The following is a 23,952-nucleotide window of genomic DNA, read 5'->3' as shown; positions in this document are numbered from 1 at the left end:
TCCAGCTTGAAGCTGTCCGAAGTGGCAACGGCAGACAGACGGTCCTGCTGAGCACTGCAGGTTGGGAGGTTTCTAATGACGCGGTTGAGGACGGAGTGGGTCAACGTCACGGGTGATATTTCAATCATTGCTCGCGACTCCGGACAGGTTTGGTTCCACACGACGGGTGGGACGAAAGGGAATGTAGATCCATTCGCGATGCCGATGATGGGCATGGGTACGGCGGGCAGCACGATCGGGCTGCTCGACGGCGCGATCAATCTCGGATTTGCCGCGATTGAAAAACGCCTCGCGCGTCCGGAGCAGACGCTCACCGGCTATGTAGTGGCCCTGGTCGGCGCCTATCACACCTCTGTCGATACGCCTCGAAATCTGCGGCGCGCCGCCAGCCGCTTCGAGGAGCTGGGCAGGCCCGAGGTCGCTGCCTACCTTGAAGAACGTGCACGCGAGGAGTCTGGTCACGATCGCCTCGCGCTCAAGGACCTGCGCGCGCTCGGTTTACCAGCCGAGCGACTCGTCACCAATTTCATCCCGCAGGGGATCAAGCCGCTCTGCAAGCGCTTTGATGACCTTTGCTCGCAGGACTACCCGATCGGCTGTATAGGGTACTCCTACTGCCTGGAGCGCATCGCCGCGCTCAAGCAGGAGGCGGACGTCGAGAAGGTCCAGGCGCTGTGTCCGGACGGCGTCGATGCGACCCGCTTCCTCAGAAGCCACAGCTCTCTCGGGAGTGAGGCCACACACGTCAAAGATACCATCGAGTTCGTCGCGTCCCTTCCTGCGAATGACCGTATCGCAGTCGTTCAGGAGACGTATGAATCGGCCCTGATCCTGGCGGAAGGCTATAATCACGAACTCCATAAATCCGAAGCCGAAATGGTCGACGAGCTTCGACAGGCGATCGGAGAAGCGCTCCCATACGGTCTCAGTTCAGGGCCTTCAGAAGACGAAGATTGCAGCGCTCGCCCCGCGGCTTGAGCGGAACAGCGCGACATCATCGCGGTTTTGCTGGGCCTGAGCGCGCAACCACGCACTGTTCCGGCGCCTCCGTGGTGAGATAGAATAAGGGGTCCTACGGCGGTTAAGAGGAGGACCTCTTCGATGACGAGGACAAACACCGACTTAGCCGAGTGGCTGGCCAGACACGGTCTAGGCGAGTACGCCCAAGCCTTCGCGGAAAACAACATCGAGTATTCCGTCCTTCCGGACCTGACGGAAAATGATCTCAAGCAAATTGGAGTTTCGTCCTTAGGCCACCGCAAGAAGCTGCTTAGGGCGATTGAAGCCTTGACCGCTTCAGGCCAGCTCGGCGGCGCAACGCTTGTGGGTTCAAGAGTGGCTGCGGCGTCGCCCTCCGTTGCGCAGCATCGCGAACCTGAATTCCGTCAGATCACGGTGCTGTTCAGCGACCTTGTGGCTTCTACACAGCTCTCGGAGAAGCTGGACCCTGAGGATCTCCAAAAACTCATCGACGCATACCGTGAGGAATGCAGCACCGCGATCGGGCGGTATGGCGGTGAGGTGGCCCGCTATTTCGGCGATGGCGTCATGGCATTTTTCGGCTGGCCCTCCGCTCACGAGGATGACGCCATTCGTGCTGTTCACGCCGCACTGGAGATCGCGTCCGGGGTCCCGAAGATTTCAGGTCCGGTTCCTCTGTCTTGTCGAGTGGGTGTTTGCTCTGGACCGGTTGTTGTCGGTGACATTGGAGACAGCGGCAGGTGGTCGATGGACGCGGTGGGGGAGACGCCGAACATTGCGGCGCGCCTGCAGGCCCTTGCCGCTCCAGATACGGTACTCATCTCAGAGACAACGAGGCGTCTCATATCGGCGGCTTTTGATTTTCAGGACCTGGGGATCCAGGAACTCAAGGGTGTGACTCAGCCCGTTCATTTGTATCGCGTGCTGGCGGCTAAATACACGGTCAGCCGCTTCGAGGCTGCGCATGCGGGCTCTCTAACTCCGCTCATTGGACGCTCAAGCGAACTGAGCCTGCTGCTCGACAGGTGGCAGAAGGTCAAGGAGGGTGATGGCCAAGTCATACTCCTCTCGGGCATCCCGGGAGTCGGAAAGTCGAGGCTGCTCCACGAGTTGAAATCGCATATTCAGCAGGAACCGCATATTTTGCTGCATCATCAGTGCTCGCCCTACCACAATCAGAGCGCGTTCTTCCCCGTCATCGAGCAGATCCAACATTTGGCCCAAATAACAGCGCGCGAGCCTGATGCAGACAAGCTCGCCAAGCTCAGGGCTTACCTTCCCGATAATTCCACCGGGCCGGTCCTGCTGGTCGCCAGACTGCTATCCATCCCCGTGCATGATCACCTCCAACTATCCGGCCTGACCCCGCAGCAAATAAAGAACAGAACCATAAGCACGCTTGTCGATATGCTGTTGGCGTTCTCCGTCCAAGGGCCGACGCTCTGCATCTTTGAGGATGCACACTGGCTCGATCCGTCGACGGTTGAGCTGCTTGACTTGATTATCAGCCGGATCGGCCACGCCCGCGTGCTGCTTGTCGTGTCCTGCCGGCCGGAGTTCCGCCCTGCGTGGATCACTCATGCGAATATCTCCGTGCACTCGCTGACTCGACTATCGCAGGCGGAAGTGAAGGCGATGATTCGAGGTCTGTTGAGGGGCGGGAGAATGCCTCAACCGCTGCTGGACCAGATTATCGAAAAAGCCGATGGCGTCCCGCTGTACATCGAGGAACTGACAAACAGTATGTTGAGCGCACCTGTACTCGGTCGAGGTGCGTCCGAGCGGACGGCACAAGCTGCATTGCTCAGGGTTCCGGACACGCTGAGTGACGCATTGATGGAGCGGCTCGACCGCGTTGCGCCAAGTCGCAAACTTGCAATGATTGCGGCGGTGATTGGGCGCGAGTTCTCCTATGATCTCTTGTCGGCTGTATCGCAACTCGACGAAGATAAAATGCTGACAGCACTCTCGCTGCTCGAACAGGCTGACATCGTATATCGAGTCGACATTTCGCCTTCCCTCCGGTTCGCGTTCAAACATGTGTTGCTGCGCGATGCGATCTACGATTCCCTGCTCAGGAGCAAAAAACAGCAGATCCACGCCGAGATCGCCACAGTCCTGGAGCATCAGTTTCCGGAGCTTGCGGAAAATCAGACCGAAGTCCTGGCGTATCATCATCAGGAAGCAGGCAATCACAGTGCAGCTATCCGTTATTGGTTCAAATCCGGGCAGCGCGCACTCGCGCACTCCGCCAACATCGAAGCGATTGCCAGTTTTCGAAGTGCGCTTGAGCTTCTGAAAACGCTGCCCGAAACCCCCGAGCGGACCAAACAAGAGACCGAGGTTCAATTGGCGCTGGGGATACCGCTTATCGCCGTCAAAGGATATGCCTCCACGGAAACACGCGAAGCGTTTTCCAGAGCCCGCGCATTATGCCTGCGTCTCGGCGACATCCCTGAATATTTCCAGGCCCTGTTTGGGTTGTGGGGACACTCATGGATGGGTGGAAGGAATGATGAGGCCCTCAGCATGGCCGATGAGTTTCTGTTGCGGTCACGAGACTTGTCTGACCCCGTGCTGGCGATGGTGGCTCACAGAGTGATGGGCAGCACGTTGTTGACCATCGGGGACTTCCAATCCTCAGCGAACCATTTCGAAGAGACGATCAGGCTCTCGATCAGCGAAGGAAGACAGCCTCTTCATCAGCTTTACGTGGTGGAGCCTCAAGCGGCTTCACTGCTGCTTCAGTCCTGGGACTTGTGGTTTCTCGGCTATCCCGATCGAGCCCTTTCGCGCGTATCAGAAGCGCTCGCCCTGGCTCAGGATCTTGCTCACCCGTACACAGTGGCATTTGCTCATTACATGACCTCTGTCGTGCACCTGCTGCGCGGGGACGCCGCTCGCGCTCTCGAAAACGCACAGAGCAGCTTTGAAATGTCACAAGAACAGCGGTTTTCGCTGTACGCGATTTTATCGAGAATTTCTCGAGGCCGGGCTGTCGGCGAGCTTGGCCGGATCGAGGAGGCCCGATCCGACATCGCACTGGGAATCGATGAAGCGCGGCAAAACGGTGTCGGTTTCATGCTGCCAATGATGAATAGCTGGCTGGCAGAGATTGACGCCAAGGTCGGCGAGAATGAACGCGCACTATCATTGATCGAGGGGCTTCTGGCCGGCGTAGGTGATGTGACAGGCAGGGCATGGGAGTCGGAATTGCACCGGCAAAAAGCCCAAATTCTCCTATCGCTCGTCCCATCGAAAGTCGGCGACGCCGAGTCTCATCTTAGGAGATCCATTGAAGTGGCGCGTGGTCAAAGCGCCAAATCCTTGGAGTTGCGCGCCGCCACAAGCCTCGCAGAACTCTGGCGGAGGCAAGGAAGGATTGATGAGGCGCGCACGCTGCTAGAACCGATCTGCGATTGGTTTGACGAAGGAACCGAAACGGCCGACCTCAAGCGTGCGCGCGATTGTCGGCGTGCACTGCATTGATCCCGCCGCTCACAGCGCGTTGCGGTGGTCGAGTGCATCCGCTCTATGCGAACCCTATTGCAATTGCGCCTCCGCCAGCAAACGCATTGCCCTGGATTCGCAACAAAGATGCCCGCCCCCCGCGCGCCAAACCTCCGATATCTCTAGGAGTCAAACAGGAAAGTGACAGCCGACAGGACCCTTTTCCGGCGACCCGCTCTGAGCGGACATAATGACGCTGGTACGGCAGGTTAGCTCGGCCAAGAGCCGCCCTCGCCAAATGCAGTTTGTCCCTTCCCGGCTCCGGGAGCATGCCCGAGACGTATCAGCATCGATATTCTGGTGTTAGATTTCCTGCTCCTACCGAATAGGAGGACGACATGCCCGATAGCGTCTACAAGGTCATTGAACTGGTCGGTACCAGCACCGACTCCTGGGAGAAGGCGGCCGCCAATGCGGTCGAGCAAGCTGCAAAATCTCTCCGAGATCTTCGCATTGCAGAGGTCGTCAAGCTCGACATGCAACTGGATGACAAGGGAAAAGTCGAGGCTTATCGCGCCAAGCTCAACGTATCGTTCAAGTTCGAGGGCTCCTGAGCCTCAGCACCTCGCCCCCACTCGCGGGGCGAGGATGGCTCATTGGAAAAGGCGCGTCGCCCAGTCCGCCCAACCGGACGCTGTGGCCCGTCCCGGAAGTCGGCCCTAGTCCGACCGGGGCCGATATGCTTTGATGCGAGGGGGCGTGTAGCGCGTGGTGGCCCCATGTACATGGTCATTCGCAAGTACACCAAGGTTCGCTCGGTGGCGGACGCCGCTCGTCGCGCCAAGAGCGGCGTAGGTGAGATCCTCAGGCAATCGCACGGATTCAGATCTTACCATGTGCTGGATGCGGGCGACGGCGTTGGTATCGCCGTGATGATATTTGACGACCGGGAGAGCGCCAACGCAGCGAACGCCAAGATACTGGCGTTTGTGCAGGCGAGTCTGCATGATCTCGATCTTGGGGTTCCCGAAGTCACCACCGGCGAGGTCTTGGTGAACATCGAGTCTGATGGGTCTTCGGGCATAAAGTAGCGGCAAACATCACCAGTTGCGTGGCGGATGCCGCCCCCTGCTCTGGTCATTGACCTGGTGTCACCCTCGGGCTTGCAACGATCGCACCCTGAACATCCGTGTGCCGCCCGTCAGGAATATTCGACTGCGCGTGCTTTTCGAGGAGCAGCAACGACATGAAGCAACACACCTCCGAAGCATTTTCCACCACAGCGATCGGCTGGACACCGCTGATGCTTATGGGCATCGCGATGCCGCCCCGGGATCCCGACGAGGAGGATGAGGAGGACGAAGACGACGATGAAGAAGATGACGCTGACGAACCAGCAGTCGTGCGCGAGCCGGACGATGACTAGACTAGCCTGCATCTGGCAGTCGGCGCTATAGTATCTCCCATGGGCTGGGATGCGAAAGACATAGCGCTGCTCAAAAGGCTCTGGTCCGCAGGACAGAGCGCGGCGCAGATTGCGCGCCGTCTCGGGTGCAGCCGTAACGCAGTCTGCGGCATGCTGACCCGTCTGAGCCTGAAGCGCGGCCGCAAGCCGCCTACGGCACGGCCCAAGATAAGGCCGCCCCCGAAACTGAGGCCGACATCATCGGCAGCCTGCGCCCGTCCAGTCGCACAGAAGGTGTCGTCGAGTACGGCAAAGAGGCCGCAGCCCAAGGAACTCAGCAAGCAGCAGCTTTACGCCATTCTGGCTGAGGCGGTCAGAAACACCGGCTAAGAACTCACATGAATGTCGATGCGCTCCTGTCAGTGCCTGGCGCAGTTCGACGGGTTCGGCTGTCGTGTACCCTCCCAAGGCTCATGTGCTTCGGGTCAGAAATCTCGGTTTGAGATCACAACAGTAAGGTCGTATCTGGCTCCGGTAGTAGGTCTGCGCTGAGCTATCGACCTATTCAGCTGTGGACGCAGAAGCGGTCACCGCGCAGCGGGTTATTCGGGCAAGCCCGCTTTCCGAAGCCCCTCTCGCCAACGCACAGTCTACCGGCGCGCTTGTTTCAGCCCTGTTACGAACCAGGATCGTACTTGGCGCTTCTCGGCTCACGGCGGAGAAGGCCGGAAGACGCCATACGCATCGCACGCACCGCCTGCCCCTCGGAGCGACCAGGGCTAGGTTTTTACAACCGATATGAGCCGTGGTTCGGTTGGTGATCGAGCTGCGACACGATGTTCTAAGGTAGGAACGCCCCCGTGGCGGCCGAGTTAAGAGGGCAAAACCACCTATCAAGGAGGCAAAGTCATGGCCCGCGCAACAGCTCATCCGGATCATCACTGCATCTCAAGCGAGGACATTCAAGGAACCGAGGTTTATGGAGCAGATGGGACGAATATCGGTGAGATTGATCACCTCATCATCGACAAGGTGTCAGGCCGAGTGGCTTATGCAGTCATGAGCTTCGGCGGATTTGTTGGCTTGGGTCATAGCCACTACCCCATTCCCTGGAGTGCTCTGACCTATGACACGTCGCTTGGCGGTTTTCGAACCAACATCACAGAGCAACAGCTGAGGGACGCGCCTGAGTTCAGCGATGATTCCTTGCAGGATCGAGACTGGGAAACACGAACCCACCGGTATTATGGGACACCCACCTACTGGGAAGGACGAGGTGGCCTGTAACGCCAGGCGGCGCATCAGAACATTTCCAACCGTGAGTGCCGGCTGAATTGATCGGCGGGCGCTCATGGGGTGACGGCGGATTTGATCCCGCCGACTGAAGCTGGTGCTAGGCGGTGCTCTCCGCAAAGGGCCTCAATCGAGGCCCTCTTGCCGTGGGGCTTATCGATGAGGTTAGCTGCGAGAGATCGTTCAACAAAGTTCAGCCGCTTCCAGTGTTCATTGGCGGCCCTGCGCCCAAAGAATGCCAGCCGCAGCATCGGCGAGCGGGCGTAATCGCCGAGGATGCTGCTCACTGGCTCAGTCGAGGCGAAACCACCGATAGCCATAGCCATCAAGCTCGATAAGAGTGGCGTCGGCGGTAAGGTTGGAATCGTAAATTCGGTTACCGAATATATCGGTCAGCTTCCGTCCCTTCGGAATATCCCAGATCTCCGTGCTGCAGCTCGTCTGTGATAAATTGTGCAGCACCAGCACGAATTTGCCTTGCCAAACGAAATGTTGGATCAAGACAGCGGGACAGTTGCTTTCGGGTACGGTGCATTCACCCCAGCCGATCTCCGGGCACGACTGGCGCATTTCGACCAGACGCCGCAACCAATTGAACAGCGAATCCGGGTCGCGTTGCTGGGCAATCGCATTCACGTTGGCTGGTGCGTATTGGCCCTCGCGGATCACATGATGAAGCAAACGATTCCCCGGCCGCGTGGAGAATCCGGCGTTTTCGTCGTCCGTCCATTGCATGCACGTACGGACAGGCCATCGCTCAGGAAGCGTCAGATCGTCGCCCATTCCCAGTTCGTCGCCGTAGTAAATGACCGGTGTACCAGGAAGACTGAACAGCAGGCTGAATGCCAGCTCGATGCGGCGGCGATCGTTTCCGAACATGCAGGCGAGCCGCCGCCGAATTCCCCGTCCGTAAAGCTGCATTTTGCGGGTTGGAGCGAATGCAGCATAAACTTCGTCGCGCTCTTCAGAAGTTAAACGGCCGAGGTCCAGCTCATCATGATTGCGTAGAAATTGAGCCCAGTGTGCGAATTCGGGGCAGCTGGCTCATGCAGCGCCGCAGCGGTTCGGCACTTTCCCGTGCAAGTGCAAGGAACAAGTGCTGGTTCAGTAGGAACGCAAATAGCATGTGGATCCGCGATCCATCGCCAAAATAATGCTGAAGCTCCGTGGGAGCTACATTTGCTTCCGCCAGCAACACCGCATCACCTTTGCGCCAGGACAGGAAATTGCGGAGCTCGGCGAAAAACTCATACCGACGCTTCGCCGGACGATCTGGACGTATTTCCTCCACGACGAACGGTGCAGCGTCTATTCGGAATCCCGAAACACCGAGTTCAAGCCAGAAGCCGAAGATCCTGAAGATTTCTTCGCGGACGGCAGCGCAGGCTATGTTGAGGTCAGGTTGATGTTGGTAAAACCGGTGATAATACCACGAGCGCGCGCAGAGGTCGTAAGTCCAGACGCTGAGTTGAAACCCGGGAAATACGACGCCTTCTGTGCTATTTTCGGGTTCGCTGGTTGACCAGACGTAATATTCCCGAAACGGCGACGACGGGTCGGCGCGAGCCTGCTGAAACCATGGGTGCCTGTCCGAAGTGTGATTGATGGGAAGATCGACTATCAGCCGCAATCCGCGCAGTCGGGCCTGATGACTGAATTCGACGAAATCGCCCAACGTTCCGAGTGCCGGCGCGATGTTGTAGTAATCCGTGACATCGTAGCCGTGGTCTAGTCCGGGACTGGGATAAAATGGAAGCAACCACAGGCAATTTACGCCGAGTTGAGCGATATGATCGAGCTGCTCGGTTAGTCCCTTGAAATCGCCGATCCCGTCTCCGTTGCCGTTCTTGTAGGTGGCTACGTTGAGGCTGTAGATCACGGCGTTCTTGTACCAGAGGTCGAGCAAGCGCCGACTTCCTTTGCTGGTGAGCGAGCGAACGGCTTGCAGGTAACCACCAGTGTGGACAGTCGTTCCGGGAATTAGTGGCAATGGGACGCAATGGGACCTGGGCGGGCGTGCGCGTTTAGGTCGCGTCCAATTTGACCGAAAGCATTGCAGGGCGTCCTTTAGGACGCCACAAGTCGTTGCGCGCGTCCCTGACCGCAACCCACCAGCGTCGGCCGAGCACAGCAATTGTGGCGACACCAAAGGAGCGAGTATCCGAAGGCCAGAGCAGGTCCGGGAAGATAGGCTACTCTCCAGAGGCACGAGCTCCACGCCGTGGCGCGACGAACCTTATCGGAAGGCGCCAATGTCTCGGTTGGGCCATAAGCCGCCGATGATGGCCAAGCGGGGCGACTTTCGGTTTGGGCTCGGAAGCCGACTTTTGTGAGTACACGCTCGGAGGAAGTTCGATCCCCGGTCCATGCACCAATCCCCGGTGAGCGGCGTCATCTACGCGACGAGCTGCCTTGCAGCGGCAGAGATCATCACCAGTCCGCCCGTGATCACCGCCACGTCGAGGATCGCGGTGTGGATGTGGATCGGCATCCGCTCGACGAAGGCTTTTGCGAGGAACGCACCGGGAATCGCAATCGCGCCGACCAGCAGCGCAAAGGCGAGCACCTGCGCGGTCACCGCGCCGGCAAGGCCGAACACCGAGATCTTGATCAGGCCGGTGCCGAGCGAGATCATCGCATCGGTAGCGATCACCGCGGCGCCTTCGAGGCCTGCGGCCACCAGCAGCGAGAGCAGGATCACGCCGGAGCCCGAGGTGCCGCCGACCAGCACGCCGTAGCCGACCGAACCGGCCGCAAGGCCGGTATCGCCGATCCTGAGCTCGCGACGGCGCAGCACGCGGCGCAGCGGTACGCTCAGGATCAGCATGGTGCCGATCACGAGCGCCGCGCCCGCATTGGTCAGACGCGTGTAACCGTAGGCGCCGAGCGCGGTCGTCAGCGCCGCGCAGGCGAGCACGTCCATCGCTCGACGTTCGGTCTCCCTCAAACAGCCGAAATGGCAACGCCGCGCGCGTTGGGCAGTTTAGGGCCACAACAGACCTCAGCCAAGAGAGCTTGCCACTGGGCTTTGTTGTCCGCAGATGGAGGCTTTGCTGCCTACGTGGTAGAGTTGCCTATGGTTCGCAAAAAGCAGCAAGCCCCGTTGGCATTTAAGAACACATCCAAGCTTGGGGACTGGCTTGAGAAGCACCATGGCACTGCGACCGAACTCTGGGTGCGGATCTTCAAATCAGACACGGGCGTGCCGTCTGTGACGTGGAACGATTGCGTTATTGAGTCCATCCGCGTCGGTTGGATCGATGGCCAGATGAAACCTTTCGACGACACGTCGTACTTGCAACGACTTACCCCGAGGAAGGTGAATTCCAATTGGTCGGCCAAGAACTGCCGTCACGCAACAACCCTGATCGCTGAAGGGCGGATGCTTCCCGCTGGATTGGCTCAGGTCGAAGCGGCCAAGTCGGATGGACGATGGGACACCGCATACGCGGGCTCAGCGGACATGACTATCCCGCAAGACTTTCTTGACGCCTTGGAGGACATGCCTGCGGCGAAAGCGTTCTTCGCGACGCTCGATCGCAGAAATCTCTATTCAATCTACTATCGCCTTCATACAGCGAGGAAGCCCGAGACGCGCGCCAGACGGATCGCGCAAATTGTTGCGAAACTGGATCGTGGCGATAAGTTTCACTGACCCATGCAGCCTCTCCGAGAGAGTAAGCCATAGCGGGCAGATGATCGGCTGCACTGTGCCGCTTGTGAAGCAAAACCGGCCGTCGCTCCACCATTTCGATCCGGCATCACCCCGACTCATGCACCGCATCAATTAACAGCCGGGTCAGCGGCGGCAAGCGGACCGGCAGACATGGTGAGGACCGGCCCTTACCGAAGAATTGAGAAGATCGTGCCGCCTATTTCCGATTAAACACCTCCGTACACCACGCCTGCTGATCTTCGGGCTTGCCCACAAAAGCACACTCAAATGGGCCGCCGGTTATTCCGGAAAGTTTTCCAGTTCCCTTGACGGTGTTCTCGCCTTTTGCCTTACCGTCAGTAACCGTGATGGTAAACGGCCCCTTTAGTTGGTCATCGCCGGTGCCCCAAGTGAGTTCGCCCTCACCCTTACCGGTCTCTTGTGTAAGACTATACGTCCCAGAAGCAGGTGCCATGTGCAGAGGACCGCTGCCAGCGTCGTTGAAGGTGATCCCCCACAGGGTCCCGTAGGCAAATCCTTTGTCTACGCGTTCTTGGATCAATTTCCACCCGCTGTGGACTTTGATCGTGCCCGCGTCCTCAGCCCATGCCGGCAGTACCAAACCGGCGGCGAACAGCGACGCAAAAAGGAGTTTACGCATCTTGGAGTCTCCTCTTTGGGTTCGTGTGTCGAGGGATGATCCCGCCAAGTGAAGTCCAGTTCGCGTTCGTGGGGGGAGCTAACCATTATGAGGTACCAAGACGCGCAGGCGGTAAGCTTGCCCCGCGAGGTCTGAACAGGGTTAAAAGCTGCGGTCAGCACGTTCATCGCTCGATGTTCGGTCTCCCTCGATCAGCCGACATGGCAACGGCTCGCGCGTTGGGCAGCTTAGGGCCAGGAAGAGATGGCTCTGGCACGTTGGTGCGGCAGATAACCAAACGCCCGCGGCATTCGTTTTCAACTCAGAAGGCAGCTCCGGCCAGCAAAAAAACGCCGCCAAGCGCGACCATCACGAGTCCGGGCCAGTTCGATTTGACGCCGAAGCCGCTACCGGGCCTTTCAGGCTCCAGCGTGTCACGCCCGGAGCGAAGCCATTTCCCACCGCTGAATCGGCCTCGCCAGATGGGCTGAAATGCCATTTGGAGTACGCCGCCGAAAACAAGGAGCACACCAAGCCATATGAGAGTCATGCTCATCTCCTCTACCCGCGAACGCCGCTAGATTGCTGCGCCGAGAACCGTGGCCCATCCAGCGTCTGCCGGTGCTCTCGGAATCAGACCGACTCTGAAAGCCGCCGGACGCACCGGCGTGCCGCACCTAGGCCGAGGAACGCACTCACCGAAGCTCAGGCTACGTCTAGGCGTCCTGCTTAGTCCTCATCCGGCTCGCGCACGACCGGCGGTTCGTCGGTTTGGTTCTCGTCCTCGTCTTGCTCTTCCTCCTCTTCCTCCTCTTCCTCCTCATCCTCTTCGTCGTCATCGGGATCCCGGGGCGGCATCGTGTCGGGCATGATCGCGAAGACATGCCGGTCGATCTTAGCTGGAACCAGCTCGGGGGGTGGGGTCATGTTGTTGCTCCTCAGATGTGACCCTTGAGCACTCTACCCCTTTTTGGCGGGGCAGACACGAAATTGGCGGCCAGCGCGCCGGTTATCTCTATCAGACGCGCTAGTCCTCGCATTCGAGGTGATCCGCGGTCCAGGCGCGGCAATTGGGCCGGGGTCATCTACGCGACGAGCTGCCTTGCAGCGGCAGAGATCATCACCAGTCCGCCGCTGATCACCGCGACGTCCAAGATCGCGGTGTGGATGTACACCGGCATCCGCTCGACGAAGGCTTTTGCGAGGAACGCACCGGGGATCGCAATCGCGCCAATCAGCAGCGCAAGCGCGAGCACCTGCGCGGTCACCGCGCCGGCAAGGCCGAACACCGAGATCTTGATCAGGCCGGTGCCGAGCGAGATCATCGCATCGGTCGCGATCACGGCTCCGCCTTCGAGGCCGGCGGCCATCAGCAGCGACAGCAGGATCACGCCGGAGCCCGAGGTGCCGCCGACCAGCACGCCGTAACCGATGGAGCCGGCGGCAAGGCCGGTGTCGCCGATCCTGACCTCGCGGCGGCGCAGCACGCGGCGCAGCGGCACGCTCAGCATAAGCATGGTGCCGATCACGAGCGCCGCGCCCGCATTGGTCAGGCGCGTGTAACCGTAGGCGCCGAGCGCGGTTGTCAGCGCCGCGCAGGCGAGCACGATCAGAGCGCGGCGGCGGTCGGCATAGCGCAAGTAAGCTATCGCGCGGCTGAGATTGGTGAAGATCGCGGAGATCGCGATGATCGGCACCACCGGCTCAGCGCCGACCATCGGCACCAGCACCAGCGGCATCAAAGCGCCGGTGCCGTAGCCGGCAAGACCACCGATGATCGAAGCCAACAACGCCATCGTTGCTACCAGCAGGAGCTGGTAAATCGGGATGTCGGCGAAGCCTGAAACGATGGTCACGTTCTCTCGTCGCGGCGGACGCGGGCGGCAGCTTGATCGGCGATGGCAGCGAGCGCGGCTTGCTCTAGTGGAAAATCCGCCGCAAGCCAAGCGTCCTCGGCGAGCGTCAAGACATGTCCGAGCGCAGGTCCTTCCGCCATGCCGCGCGCGATGAAATCGGCCGCCTTCAACGGAAATTTCGGCGCAGTCCAGCGCTGCGGCAGCTCGGCGAGCGCGCGCCAGCGCGACGATCCGACGTCGCCACCGGCCCGGGCCCAGGCCAGCAACACGCGTTCCTGATAGCGCTCTGCGCCGAGCCGGTAGAGCAGCCGCCGCGCCTTCGGCTCGTTCTTGGCGGCCAAGCGCCACCAGCGATGCCCCATCGAATCCAGCGCCTTGGTCTCGCTATTGGAGAGCCGCAGGCGCGCGGCGATGCGCTTGGCATCTTCGGTCACCGCGACCGTCAGCGCGGCCAGGCGCCGCGTGCTGCTTGCGGTGAGGCCGAGCTCGCGCTCGATTGCGATCATCGCCGACAGCGGCCCCGTATAGACCACGCCTCCGGTCAGCGCCTGCAGCAATCCGCCCTCCGCCATGGCCAGCACGGCCGCGGATGCACCGCCGGCGACCAGCAGCTTCAGCATCTCCATGCGCACCCGCTCGGCCGAGAGGTTCGCAAGGCCCGCGCGTGCCCGGATACAGGCGAGATAGCCGTCGCGGTCTGGCTCGCCGGCGCCGAAGGCAGCGTGGATGCGGAAAAAACGCAGGATGCGCAAATAGTCCTCGGCGATGCGCTGGCCGGGATCGCCGATGAAGCGCACGCGGCGCGCTCTGGCATCCGCAATCCCGCCGACATAGTCGTGCACGACGCCGCCCGCATCGACGGACAGGCCGTTCATGGTGAAGTCGCGCCGCTCGGCATCCTTCACCCAGTCGCGGCCGAACGCGACCTTGGCCTTGCGGCCGAAAGTTTCGGTGTCCTCGCGCAGCGTCGTCACTTCATAGGGATGCCCGTCGATGACGAGCGTGACGGTGCCGTGGTCGATCCCGGTCGGCACGCTCTTGATGCCGGCGGCCTTGGCACGCCGCATCACTTCGTCCGGCAACGCGGTAGTCGCGATGTCGATGTCACCGGGTGAGAGACCGAGCAGCGCGTTGCGCACCGCGCCGCCGACCACCCGCGCCTCCTCGCCATTCGCGCCCAGCAATCGCAGGACGCGCCCGGTCCCGCCTGCGGTCAGCCAGGGCGCATTGGCGAGTAACGGCTCCGCGCTCATCGTCCAGCCCTTATTTTTCCGTGCCCGGCACGAATTTGCCGTTCTCGATATGCGCGGGAACGTAGGTCGAGTCCGGTCCGGCGCCGGAGAAATGTGCAAGGCCGACCAGCCCCGCGATCACCAGCGCGATCGCCACCAGGGCAAGGCGCGCAACGATGGTGACCGGCCAGGACGATCGCGCGAACAGGCCGGATCGGGTGGCGGCCAGGAACAGCGCATAGATGGCAAAGGGAATAAGGAAGATTCCGATCTCGGTCAGAACCGTCCGGATCATGACGAATAGATCCGCTCATACAGCACACGCAGCATTCCCGCCGTCGCACCCCAGATGTAGCGTTCCGCGAATGGCATCGCGTAATAGGAACGCTCCATGCCGCGGAATTCCTTGCTGTGCACCTGATGGTTCACCGGGTTCATCAGGAAGGATAGCGGCACTTCGAATGCGTCATCAACCTCTGAATGATTGATCGTGAGCTCGAAGCCCGGCCGCACCCTGGCCACTGTCGGCAGGATGCGGAAGCCGAACGCGGTCCCGTAGAGGTCGAGATAGCCGATCGGCTCGACGAAGTCGCGCGACAGCCCAATCTCCTCCTCGGCCTCGCGCAGCGCCGCATCGAGCGGCGAGGAGTCGGTCGCGTCGATCTTGCCGCCAGGAAAGGCGATCTGGCCGGCATGGTCGTTCAGATGCGCCGAGCGCTGCGTCAGCAGGATGGTCGGCTCGGGATGGTCGACCACTGCGATCAGGACCGCCGCCGGCCGTACCGGCTGCTCGCGCGCGATGATCTCGAGCATCCTGTCGGTGCCGGGATCGCCCGAGGCGGGAATGATGTTCGGATCATAGAGACCGGGCGGGACGTCGAAATCAAGCTTGGCCCTGGAGCGGGCGAAGAAATCCGCCGCGCTGAGCGCGACCGGATCGTTCTGCAGGATAGGTTTGTTCAAAGCGCGGCCCTCACCTGCTCAGCGTCGGCCATGGCGAAGAATTCGCCGGCCGACTCGACGCCGAACATCGGCTGGCCATCGACCATCCGCTCCTCGCCCATGTCAACCAGATCGTAATAGAGCGCGCGGGTGACCTTGGCCCAGAGATCGGCGCGGACGTGCAAGTATGGCGTCAGCCCGCCGTCCCTCGCCTGCTCGAAACGCAGCCGGTGCGCGGCGTCGCAGGTCACCCAGTCGTCGACATTGGTGCGGAAGCGCAGCACGCGATGGCCACCCTCGCGCTCCTTGAGCATCTCGACCGCCATGAACGGCGCGTCGTCGACGCGAATGCCGACCTTCTCCACCGGCGTGACCAAAAAATGCTTGTCGCCCTCGCGCTTGAGAATGGTCGAGAACAGGCGGACCAGCGCGTGACGCCCGATTGGCGTCCCCATGTAGAACCAAGTACCATCAGAGCCGATTCGGATATCGAGATCGCCGCAAAACGGCGGATTCCACAGATGCACCGGAGGCAGCCCCTTCGTGGCACCTTCGGCATTGGCAGCACTTTTGGCGGCGGCAGTCAGCCCTTCAAGGCCGCGATCGGCACTCTGCCCTTGGTTCGCCATGGTTTGCCCTGACTTTGTCCTTGGCACGATTGGTGCAGGTCTACGTTGTTTTCGGGTGTGCGGTTCCACTCCGGATTAATCCGATGTGCGAGGTCGCCACTTCGTGATGCCGTACATAACCCGAAGCCGATAAGGTGGGGATAGGTTAATTCAACGAATACATGGCCTTCCTGCAAGTCTAGCATAGGCCCATGATCCGGCGTGATGACCTGACGCGATGTGCCGAGGTGACGACGCAGGCAAGCCGCGTGACAGGCTGAAGGAGCGAGCGAATGGCGGAAAGTGTCGAGAAACTCGAAGACGGAATCGTCCGTTCGGCCGAGCAGGTATCTAGCCAGATTCGCGCGGCGAAGGAGGCGATCGCGTCGGTCATCTTCGGCCAGGATCGCGTGATCGAGAACACGCTGGTTACGATCCTCTCCGGCGGTCATGCGCTGCTGATCGGCGTGCCCGGTCTCGCCAAGACCAAGCTGGTCGAGACGCTCGGCGTCACGCTGGGCCTGGACGCCAAGCGCATCCAGTTCACGCCCGATTTGATGCCGTCGGACATTCTCGGCGCCGAGGTGTTAGATGAGAGCACCGCGGGCAAGCGGGCCTTCCGCTTTATTGCGGGTCCGGTGTTCGCGCAGCTGCTGATGGCCGACGAGATCAACCGCGCCAGCCCGCGCACGCAGTCGGCGCTGCTGCAGGCGATGCAGGAGCAGCACATCACGGTTGCGGGTGCGCGCCATGACCTGCCCAAGCCCTTCCACGTGCTCGCCACGCAAAACCCGCTGGAGCAGGAAGGCACCTATCCGCTGCCCGAGGCGCAGCTCGACCGCTTCCTGATGGAGATCGACGTCGACTATCCCGATCGCGATGCCGAGCGCCGCATCCTGTTCGAGACCACCGGCGCCGAGGAGACGCTGGCCAGGGGCTCGATGAGCGCCGATGCGCTGATCGTCGCGCAGCGGCTGATCCGGCGCCTGCCGGTCGGCGATTCTGTGGTGGAGGCGATCCTGTCGCTGGTGCGTTCGGCCCGTCCGGGCGTGGAGAGCGGCGAAGCCGGCAAGTTCATCGCCTGGGGCCCCGGCCCGCGCGCCAGCCAATCGCTGATGCTGGCCGTGCGCGCGCGTGCGCTGATCGACGGCCGTCTCGCGCCTTCGATCGATGACGTGCTCGACCTCGCCGAGCCCGTGCTGAAGCACCGCATGGCGCTGACCTTCCAGGCGCGCGCCGAAGGCCGCACGATTCCGGACGTGATCCGGCAATTGAAGACACGGATTGGTTGATGGCGGCAGAGAACGGGCACACAGCGAGGGAGATCATCGCGATCCGACGTGCCGATGGCGAAAGCCGTACGCTCGCCGCTTCGCTGCCGCGCCTGGTGCTCGAGGCCCGCCGTATCGCCGCCAACGTCATCCACGGCCTGCACGGCCGACGGCGTGCCGGCTCCGGCGAAAGCTTCTGGCAATACCGCCGCTTCGTCTCGGGCGAGCCGTCGCAGAACGTCGACTGGCGCCGCTCGGCGCGTGACGACCATCTTTACGTCCGCGAGCAGGAATGGGAAGCCGCGCACACGGTTTGGATCTGGCCCGACCGCTCGCCCTCGATGGCCTTCGCGTCGAAGACCGCGCGCGAGTCCAAGCTCGAACGCACGCTGATCGTCGCCTTCGCCCTGGCCGAGCTGCTCGTCTCCGGCGGCGAACGCGTCGGCATTCCCGGACTGATGGCGCCGACCGCGAGCCGCAGCGTGATCGACAAGATGGCGCAAGCGATGCTGCATGACGACGCCGAACGCCTCAGCCTGCCGCCGTCCTTCGTGCCGTCGGCGCTCGCCGAGACGATCGTGCTGTCGGATTTCTGGTCTCCGATCTCCGAGATCAGGACGACGCTCACAGGGCTGTCCGGCTCCGGCGCGCATGGCACCCTGGTGCAGATCGTCGATCCCGCCGAAGAGTCGTTTCCGTACTCCGGCCGCGTCGAGTTCGTCGAGCCGGAAGGCTTCGGCGTGATCACCGCCGGCCGCGCCGAGAGCTGGGCACAGGATTACACCGCGCGGCTCGCGCTGCACCGCGACCAGATCCGCGCCGAGACCAACAAGCTCGACTGGCTGTTCACCACGCACGCGACCGACCGCTCGGCCGCCGAACTGCTGCTGTTCCTGCATGCCGGCATGCAGGTGAGCAAGTCGGGCGCCCGCATCGCGACGATCAAGGCGGGGCCGGCCGCATGATAGGATTGCCGCTCGCCTTCACCGAACCGCTGCTCCTGATCGGCCTCGTCAGCCTGCCCGTGCTGTGGTGGCTGCTGCGGGTGATGCCGCCGCGGCCGCGGCGGATCGAATTTCCGCCGACGCGGCTGTTGTTCGACATCGCGCCGCGCGAAGAGACGCCCTCGCGGACGCCATGGTGGCTGACTGCGTTGCGGCTCCTAGCTGCGGCGCTCGTCATTTTCGCCGCCGCCGGCCCGATCTGGAATCCGCAAACGGGCGCCGCCGGCAGCAAGGCGCCGCTGATGATCATGTTCGACGATGGCTGGAGCGCGGCGTCGCACTGGGACATCAGGATCAGGGCCGCCGATGAGCTGATCGCCAACGCCGACAACGATCGCCGCGCTATCGCGCTGGTGCCGCTGTCGGAGCCGAACCGCGACATCACCCTGATGCCGGCGGGTGCGGCGCGCGTGGCGCTGCGCCAGCTCGCCCCGAAGCCTTATTCGATCGATCGCGTCGAGACCCTGGCGGCAATCGACCGTTTCCTGAAAACGACCGGCGACTGCGAGGTCGCGTGGTTGTCTGACGGCGTCGACACCGGCCGCGGCGAAGAATTCGTGGCCGGCCTCGGCAAGACTGTCGGCGATCGCAACCTGACTGTGTTCGAAGGCGGTACCTCTGCGCCGCTGGCGCTGGTCGCGGCCGAGAACGCCGCTGCCAGGATGACCGTGAAGGTGCTGCGCACCGACAGTGGCATTGCCGTCGGCACCGTGCGCGCGCTGGACCAGAAGGCCTCGCCGATCGGAGAAGCCCGTTATTCGTTCGGCCCGCAGGACAAGGAAACCGACGCAGCGTTCGATCTGCCGGTCGAGCTGCGCAACGACATCACGCGGCTCGAAATATCCGGCGAGCGCTCCGCCGGCGCAGTGCAGCTGCTCGACAAGCGCTGGCGCCGCCGCGCCATCGGCATCGTCTCGGGTTCGACCAGCGAAACCGCGCAGCCGCTGCTGGCGCCGACCTTCTACCTCACCCGCGCGCTGGCGCCGTTCGCAGACGTGCGGCTCGCCGACAGGGGCTCGCCGCAGCAGGGCATCACCCAATTCCTCGACCAGAAGCTGCCGATGATCATCCTGGCCGATGTCGGCACCATCGCGCCCGAGCTGCGGGAGCGCCTCAACGCCTGGATCGACCAGGGCGGCGTGCTGGTGCGGTTCGCGGGCCCCCGCCTGGCGCAGGCCGAAGACGATCTCGTGCCGGTCAAGCTGCGCAAGGGCGGCCGCACGCTCGGCGGCACCCTGACCTGGGAGAAGCCGCAGCATCTCGCCTCCTTCGCCGCCGACGGGCCGTTTGCTGGCGTCGTGGTCCCCAAGGACGTCACCGTGAGCCGCCAGGTGTTAGCCGAGCCCGACGCGGTGCTCGCCACCAAGAGCTGGGCTTCGCTGGAGGACGGCACGCCGCTGGTGACCGGCGAGCATCGCGGCAAGGGCCTCGTCAGCCTGTTCCACGTCAGCGCCGACATGCGCTGGTCGGATCTGCCGATGTCAGGCACTTTCGTCGAAATGCTGCGGCGTGTCGTCGACATGTCCGGCTACACCGCCAAGCCCGGCGCCGGGGTCGCAGCCGAGACCACCGCCGAGACGGTGGCGCCGCTGCACATCCTCGACGGCTTCGGCGCCTTCGGCCCGCCGCCGGCCACCGCAAAACCGCTGCCCGCGGATTATCGCGACCGCGCCACACCCGATCATCCGCCGGGCTTCTATGGTCCGGCCGAAGGACCGCTCGCCGTGAACACGCTTGCCGCCTCCGACCGTATCGCCGCCCTGAACACCGCGAGCCTGCGCGCCCGGCACGCCACCTACACCAACGCCGAGCCGCGCGATTTGCGCGGCTGGCTGCTGTCGACGGCGCTTGCGCTGTTCCTGATCGACGCGGTCATCGTCGCTCTGCTCGGCGGCGGCATCGCCGCGCTGCTGCGCCGCCGCGCCGCGCCAGCGATGATCGTGCTCGGTATCGTGCTTGCAGGCCTCGCGTCGCTCTCGCCGGCGCCCTCGCGCGCCGACGGCATCACGGACGAGTTCGCGATGAAGGCGGTGTCGCAGACCCGCCTCGCCTATGTCGTGACAGGCAATGCCGACGTCGATTCCATCGTCAAGGCGGGGATGAACGGGCTGACGCTGTTCCTGGCGCAGCGCACTGCGCTTGAGGCCGGCGATCCCGTCGGCGTCAATCCCGCGCGCGACGAGCTCGCCTTCTTTCCGCTGATCTACTGGCCGATCGTGCCCGGTGCGCCCAAGCCGCCGCAGGATGCCATCAACAAGATCGACGCCTACATGAAGCAGGGCGGCACCGTGCTGTTCGACACCCGCGATGCGATCGAAGCACCGCCCGGCGCGAACGGTGCCGCGCAGACCCCGGCCATGCAGACGCTGCGCGAGATCCTGTCCTCGCTCGACGTGCCCGAGCTCGAGCCGGTGCCGCGCGAGCACGTGCTGACCAAGACCTTCTACCTGCTGCGCGACTTCCCCGGCCGCTTCGTCACCGGCCAGACCTGGGTCGAGACCCTGCCGCGCGATGAGGACGAGGACAGCGCGCAGCGTCCGGCGCGCGGCGGCGACGGCGTCTCGCCGATCATCATCACCTCGAACGACCTTGCCGGTGCCTGGGCGGTGCGGCCCGACGGCCAGGCCATGCTGCCAGTGACTGGCGGCGACACCCGCCAGCGCGAATTCGCCTACCGCGCCGGCGCCAACATCGTGATGTACACCCTGACCGGCAACTACAAGGCCGACCAGGTGCACGCACCGGCGCTGATCGAACGGCTGGGGCAATAGGATCGATATGAATTACGGCATCGCGTTCACGCCGCTCGTTCCCGCGATCGTTCTCTGGCTCGCCCTGGCCGCGATCGTCGTGGTCGCGCTGGTGCTGCTGCTGGCGCGCGCGCGGGGGGCGGCCGTGCGCGTCGCCGCGTTGGCGCTGTTCCTGCTGGCGCTCGCCAATCCCTCCTTCACCCGGGAGGATCGCGATCCCCTCACCTCGGTCGCCGCGGTTGTCGTTGACAAGAGTCCGAGCCAGAATTTCGGCAACCGCAATCGCGAGGCCGCGCAGGCGCAGGAGGCGCTGGTCGACAGCCTGAAGAAGATCAAGGGCCTCGAAGTCCGCGTCGTCGATGCCGGACAGGCCGACGGCGAGACCGACGGCACGAAACTGTTCGGCGCCCTCGCCTCGGCCTTGTCGGACGTGCCGGTCGACCGCGTCGCCGGCGCGTTCCTGATCACCGACGGCCGGGTCCATGACATTCCGGCGAACGCAACCGCGCTCGGCTTCCAGGCGCCGGTGCATGCGCTGGTGACCGGGCAGAAGGACGAGCGCGACCGCCGCATCGCAATCACGGCGGCGCCGCGCTTCGGCATCGTCGGGCAGACCCAGACCATCAGCTACCGCCTCGACGACCAGGGCGTCACCGGCGAGCGCGCCAAGGTCACGGTCCGCAGAGACGGCGAGGTCATCAACGAGCGCACGCTATCGAGCGGCCAGGCCGCAAGCGTCGACGTCGACATCAAGCATGCCGGCCCGAACATCGTCGAGATCGAGGCTTCGCCCCTCGAACGCGAACTGACGCCGGTGAACAACCGCGCGGTTGTCGCCATCGACGGCGTACGCGACAAGCTGCGCGTGCTCTTGGTCTCGGGCGAGCCGCATTCCGGCGAACGCACCTGGCGCAATCTGCTCAAGTCCGACGCCAGCGTCGATCTCGTGCATTTCACCATCCTGCGTCCACCGGAGAAGCAGGACGGCACGCCGATCAACGAATTGTCGCTGATCGCGTTTCCGACCCGCGAGCTGTTCCAGCAGAAGATCAACGAATTCCAGTTGATCATCTTCGACCGCTACGCTCGCCAGGGCGTGCTGCCGATCGCCTATTTCGACAACATCGCACGTTATGTCCGCTCGGGCGGCGCGGTGCTGGTCTCGGCCGGCCCTGACTACGCCTCCAACACCAGCATCTGGCGCACGCCGCTGGATTCGGTGCTGCCGGCCGAGCCGGTCGGCGTGACGGAAAAGCCGTTCTATGCGCACCTGTCTGACATCGGCAAACGCCATCCGGTCACACGCGGGCTGGAGGGCTCCGCCAGCGAGCCGCCACGCTGGAGCCGATTCTTCCGCACCGTCGACACCCGCAATGCGATCAACCCGCCGGTCATGACCGGCGTCGATGGCAAGCCGCTGTTGTTCCTGTCGCGTTTCGGCGAGGGCCGCGTCGCGCTGCTGCTGTCCGATCACATCTGGCTGTGGGCGCGCGGCTATGAGGGCGGCGGCCCGCATCTCGACCTGCTCAGGCGGATGTCGCACTGGCTGATGAAGCAGCCGGATCTCGACGAAGAAGCGCTGCGCCTTCAGGTGCAGGGCAAGGATCTCGTCGTGGTGCGCCAGACCATGTCAGACAGCGTCCAGCCGGTGAACGTAACCTCGCCGTCGGGCGTGTCGCACGACCTGACGCTCAGCCCTGGCGATCCCGGCGAGTGGCGCGCCAGCCTGCCCGCGAACGAGCTCGGCCTGTGGCAGGCCACCGACGGCACGCTGAAGGCGCTGATCAATGTCGGCCCGACCAATCCGAAGGAGTTTTCGGAAGTCACCTCCACCGCCGAAACCCTGAAGCCGCTCACGCAGGCGACCGGCGGCAACGCCGTGCGCGTGGTCGACGGCACCAGCGTCGAGCTGCCGCGCATCCTGCCGGTGCGCTCTGCGAGCGTCTTCCACGGCGACAATTGGATGGGCGTGCGGATGCGCGACGCCAGCGTCGTCAAAGGCGTCGGTGTGCTGCCGATCTTCGCCGGGGTGATCGGCCTGCTGCTGCTGCTCGGCGCCTTCGCCGCGACCTGGGTCCGCGAAGGGCGCTGATCTCCTGGAGCGCGAAAAAATTAGGCTCGGTTGGTGTTCGGGGTTCACCTCTCCCCCGCGGGGAGAGGTGCTTCGAGTTCTGGGCGCGCAGTTCAACTAAAATTCCATCCCACTCTAGTTGCCGGAACGACACATCGGCTCGCGGCCCTGCGTGCGCCGATCCGGCCGGCGTTGACATCCACCGTCCGATCGGGCGATGTTACATTGTAACGCCGCGATGGCAGGGGATTGGCCGCGCGGTGTGGGGCGTTTTCGGATGAAATGGTTTCGGTCGAATGTGAGGCATGCTGCCCGGCTCGCGTTGTTCGCGATGCTGGTGCAGTTCGCGCTGACGTTCGGCCACAGCCACTGGTTCGCGCGGGCCGCGCCCCTCGCCCAATCCTCGCTCCAGCAGACCGACGGCGCCAAGGACAGCGCCAAGGGCGCTGCTGCGATGGGCCGCGCCGCAGTCCAGACGCAATCGCCGGCCGGTCCCGACCGCGAGCATCCGGGCGAGGACAATTGCGCGATCTGCGCCGTCGTCGCGATGGCGGGCACAATTGTGTTCGCGACGTCGCCCGTGCTGCTGCTGCCGCAAGCGATCGAACTGCTCCACCGCACCACCGGCGCCGAATTCATCCATCTGAAATCCGCCGGCACGGCATTCCAGCCCCGCGCCCCTCCCGCGTCCTGACCTCCAACGCTTGATCACGCCCAGCCTCGCTAAATGTCGGCGAATGCCTGGGGAGAAGTTGAAGTCGAATTCCGTCGCACCGCGACGGCAGGCCGCCTCC

General features: G+C 62.9%; 21 protein-coding genes and 2 pseudogenes. 13 read left to right on the top strand and 10 right to left on the bottom strand.

All coding sequences use genetic code 11. From position 1 onward, the window contains the following. Window positions 1–75 precede the first annotated feature (75 nt). The 7 genes from IVB01_RS31980 to IVB01_RS31950 all read left to right on the top strand — a co-directional run bounded on the left by IVB01_RS31980 (window position 76) and on the right by IVB01_RS31950 (window position 7,123). Window positions 76–978, top strand: coding sequence for a hypothetical protein (locus IVB01_RS31980; protein ID WP_247279619.1), 903 nt, complete (start codon window positions 76–78; stop codon window positions 976–978). A 123-nt stretch (window positions 979–1,101) separates the two neighbouring features. Continuing rightward, window positions 1,102–4,470, top strand: coding sequence for an adenylate/guanylate cyclase domain-containing protein (locus IVB01_RS31975; protein ID WP_247279618.1), 3,369 nt, complete (start codon window positions 1,102–1,104; stop codon window positions 4,468–4,470). A gap of 359 nt (window positions 4,471–4,829) precedes the next feature. Then, window positions 4,830–5,045: a dodecin family protein gene (locus IVB01_RS31970; RefSeq protein WP_027529685.1), complete on the top strand. Its 216-nt coding sequence runs from the start codon at window positions 4,830–4,832 to the stop codon at window positions 5,043–5,045. 165 nt (window positions 5,046–5,210) lie between these two features. Next, window positions 5,211–5,522: a hypothetical protein gene (locus tag IVB01_RS31965; RefSeq protein WP_247279617.1), complete on the top strand. Its 312-nt coding sequence runs from the start codon at window positions 5,211–5,213 to the stop codon at window positions 5,520–5,522. Window positions 5,523–5,677: 155 nt separating this feature from the next. Next, entirely contained in the window at window positions 5,678–5,857 is a 180-nt protein-coding gene (locus IVB01_RS31960) for a hypothetical protein (protein WP_247279616.1), read from the top strand. 39 nt (window positions 5,858–5,896) lie between these two features. After that, complete coding sequence (locus IVB01_RS31955; protein ID WP_247279615.1) at window positions 5,897–6,226, top strand: GcrA family cell cycle regulator; 330 nt, start codon at window positions 5,897–5,899, stop codon at window positions 6,224–6,226. A gap of 519 nt (window positions 6,227–6,745) precedes the next feature. After that, window positions 6,746–7,123 (top strand): PRC-barrel domain-containing protein, encoded by a 378-nt coding sequence (locus IVB01_RS31950; protein WP_247279614.1) that lies wholly within the window; start codon window positions 6,746–6,748, stop codon window positions 7,121–7,123. A gap of 297 nt (window positions 7,124–7,420) precedes the next feature. Here IVB01_RS31950 and IVB01_RS31945 read toward each other — a convergent pair. Both IVB01_RS31945 and IVB01_RS31940 read right to left on the bottom strand, forming a co-directional pair. Further along, a pseudogene (locus IVB01_RS31945) lies at window positions 7,421–9,035 on the bottom strand (alpha-amylase family protein). Window positions 9,036–9,524: 489 nt separating this feature from the next. After that, a pseudogene (locus IVB01_RS31940) lies at window positions 9,525–10,061 on the bottom strand (sulfite exporter TauE/SafE family protein); the annotation flags it as partial. 144 nt (window positions 10,062–10,205) lie between these two features. Here IVB01_RS31940 and IVB01_RS31935 point away from each other — a divergent pair. Then, complete coding sequence (locus IVB01_RS31935) at window positions 10,206–10,784, top strand: YdeI/OmpD-associated family protein (protein ID WP_247279611.1); 579 nt, start codon at window positions 10,206–10,208, stop codon at window positions 10,782–10,784. Between the two features lie 217 nt (window positions 10,785–11,001). Here IVB01_RS31935 and IVB01_RS31930 read toward each other — a convergent pair whose 3' ends face one another. The 8 genes from IVB01_RS31930 to IVB01_RS31895 form a co-directional block, all read right to left on the bottom strand. Then, window positions 11,002–11,445 (bottom strand): hypothetical protein, encoded by a 444-nt coding sequence (locus tag IVB01_RS31930; RefSeq protein ID WP_247495175.1) that lies wholly within the window; start codon window positions 11,443–11,445, stop codon window positions 11,002–11,004. A 301-nt stretch (window positions 11,446–11,746) separates the two neighbouring features. Then, entirely contained in the window at window positions 11,747–11,974 is a 228-nt protein-coding gene (locus IVB01_RS31925; protein WP_247279609.1) for a hypothetical protein, read from the bottom strand. A 179-nt stretch (window positions 11,975–12,153) separates the two neighbouring features. Beyond that, window positions 12,154–12,351, bottom strand: a complete 198-nt coding sequence (locus tag IVB01_RS31920) for a hypothetical protein (protein WP_247279608.1) — start codon at window positions 12,349–12,351, stop codon at window positions 12,154–12,156. Window positions 12,352–12,509: 158 nt separating this feature from the next. Continuing rightward, window positions 12,510–13,280, bottom strand: coding sequence for a sulfite exporter TauE/SafE family protein (locus IVB01_RS31915; RefSeq protein WP_247279607.1), 771 nt, complete (start codon window positions 13,278–13,280; stop codon window positions 12,510–12,512). Continuing rightward, complete coding sequence (locus IVB01_RS31910) at window positions 13,277–14,533, bottom strand: CCA tRNA nucleotidyltransferase (RefSeq protein WP_247279606.1); 1,257 nt, start codon at window positions 14,531–14,533, stop codon at window positions 13,277–13,279. Before IVB01_RS31910 ends, IVB01_RS31915 begins: the two co-directional genes overlap by 4 nt. A 10-nt stretch (window positions 14,534–14,543) precedes the next feature. Continuing rightward, on the bottom strand, window positions 14,544–14,807 hold the full coding sequence (locus IVB01_RS31905) for a DUF6111 family protein (protein WP_247279605.1): 264 nt from the start codon (window positions 14,805–14,807) through the stop codon (window positions 14,544–14,546). After that, on the bottom strand, window positions 14,804–15,475 hold the full coding sequence (locus tag IVB01_RS31900; protein ID WP_247279604.1) for a CoA pyrophosphatase: 672 nt from the start codon (window positions 15,473–15,475) through the stop codon (window positions 14,804–14,806). Before IVB01_RS31900 ends, IVB01_RS31905 begins: the two co-directional genes overlap by 4 nt. Further along, window positions 15,472–16,083 (bottom strand): DUF1285 domain-containing protein, encoded by a 612-nt coding sequence (locus IVB01_RS31895; RefSeq protein WP_247279603.1) that lies wholly within the window; start codon window positions 16,081–16,083, stop codon window positions 15,472–15,474. Before IVB01_RS31895 ends, IVB01_RS31900 begins: the two co-directional genes overlap by 4 nt. 272 nt (window positions 16,084–16,355) lie before the next feature. On the opposite strand from IVB01_RS31895, the gene IVB01_RS31890 reads away from it, so the two are divergent. From IVB01_RS31890 to IVB01_RS31870, 5 genes are all read left to right on the top strand, one after another. After that, on the top strand, window positions 16,356–17,354 hold the full coding sequence (locus IVB01_RS31890) for a MoxR family ATPase (protein WP_247279602.1): 999 nt from the start codon (window positions 16,356–16,358) through the stop codon (window positions 17,352–17,354). Then, window positions 17,354–18,298, top strand: a complete 945-nt coding sequence (locus IVB01_RS31885; RefSeq protein ID WP_247279601.1) for a DUF58 domain-containing protein — start codon at window positions 17,354–17,356, stop codon at window positions 18,296–18,298. Before IVB01_RS31890 ends, IVB01_RS31885 begins: the two co-directional genes overlap by 1 nt. After that, entirely contained in the window at window positions 18,295–21,108 is a 2,814-nt protein-coding gene (locus IVB01_RS31880; RefSeq protein WP_247279600.1) for a DUF4159 domain-containing protein, read from the top strand. Before IVB01_RS31885 ends, IVB01_RS31880 begins: the two co-directional genes overlap by 4 nt. 7 nt (window positions 21,109–21,115) lie before the next feature. Continuing rightward, a complete protein-coding gene (locus IVB01_RS31875; RefSeq protein ID WP_247450112.1) occupies window positions 21,116–23,179 on the top strand; it encodes a hypothetical protein in 2,064 nt (687 codons plus the stop codon). A gap of 256 nt (window positions 23,180–23,435) precedes the next feature. Continuing rightward, the gene (locus IVB01_RS31870; RefSeq protein ID WP_247279598.1) at window positions 23,436–23,852 is read left to right on the top strand and encodes a DUF2946 family protein; all 417 of its coding nucleotides are present in this window, start codon (window positions 23,436–23,438) and stop codon (window positions 23,850–23,852) included. Window positions 23,853–23,952: the final 100 nt, after the last annotated feature.

The organism is Bradyrhizobium sp. 164, assembly GCF_023073715.1.
Taxonomy (GTDB): Bacteria; Pseudomonadota; Alphaproteobacteria; order Rhizobiales; family Xanthobacteraceae; genus Bradyrhizobium.
The sequence above is the reverse complement of the archived record's forward strand: the minus strand, read 5'-3'. Positions and strand labels throughout refer to the sequence as shown.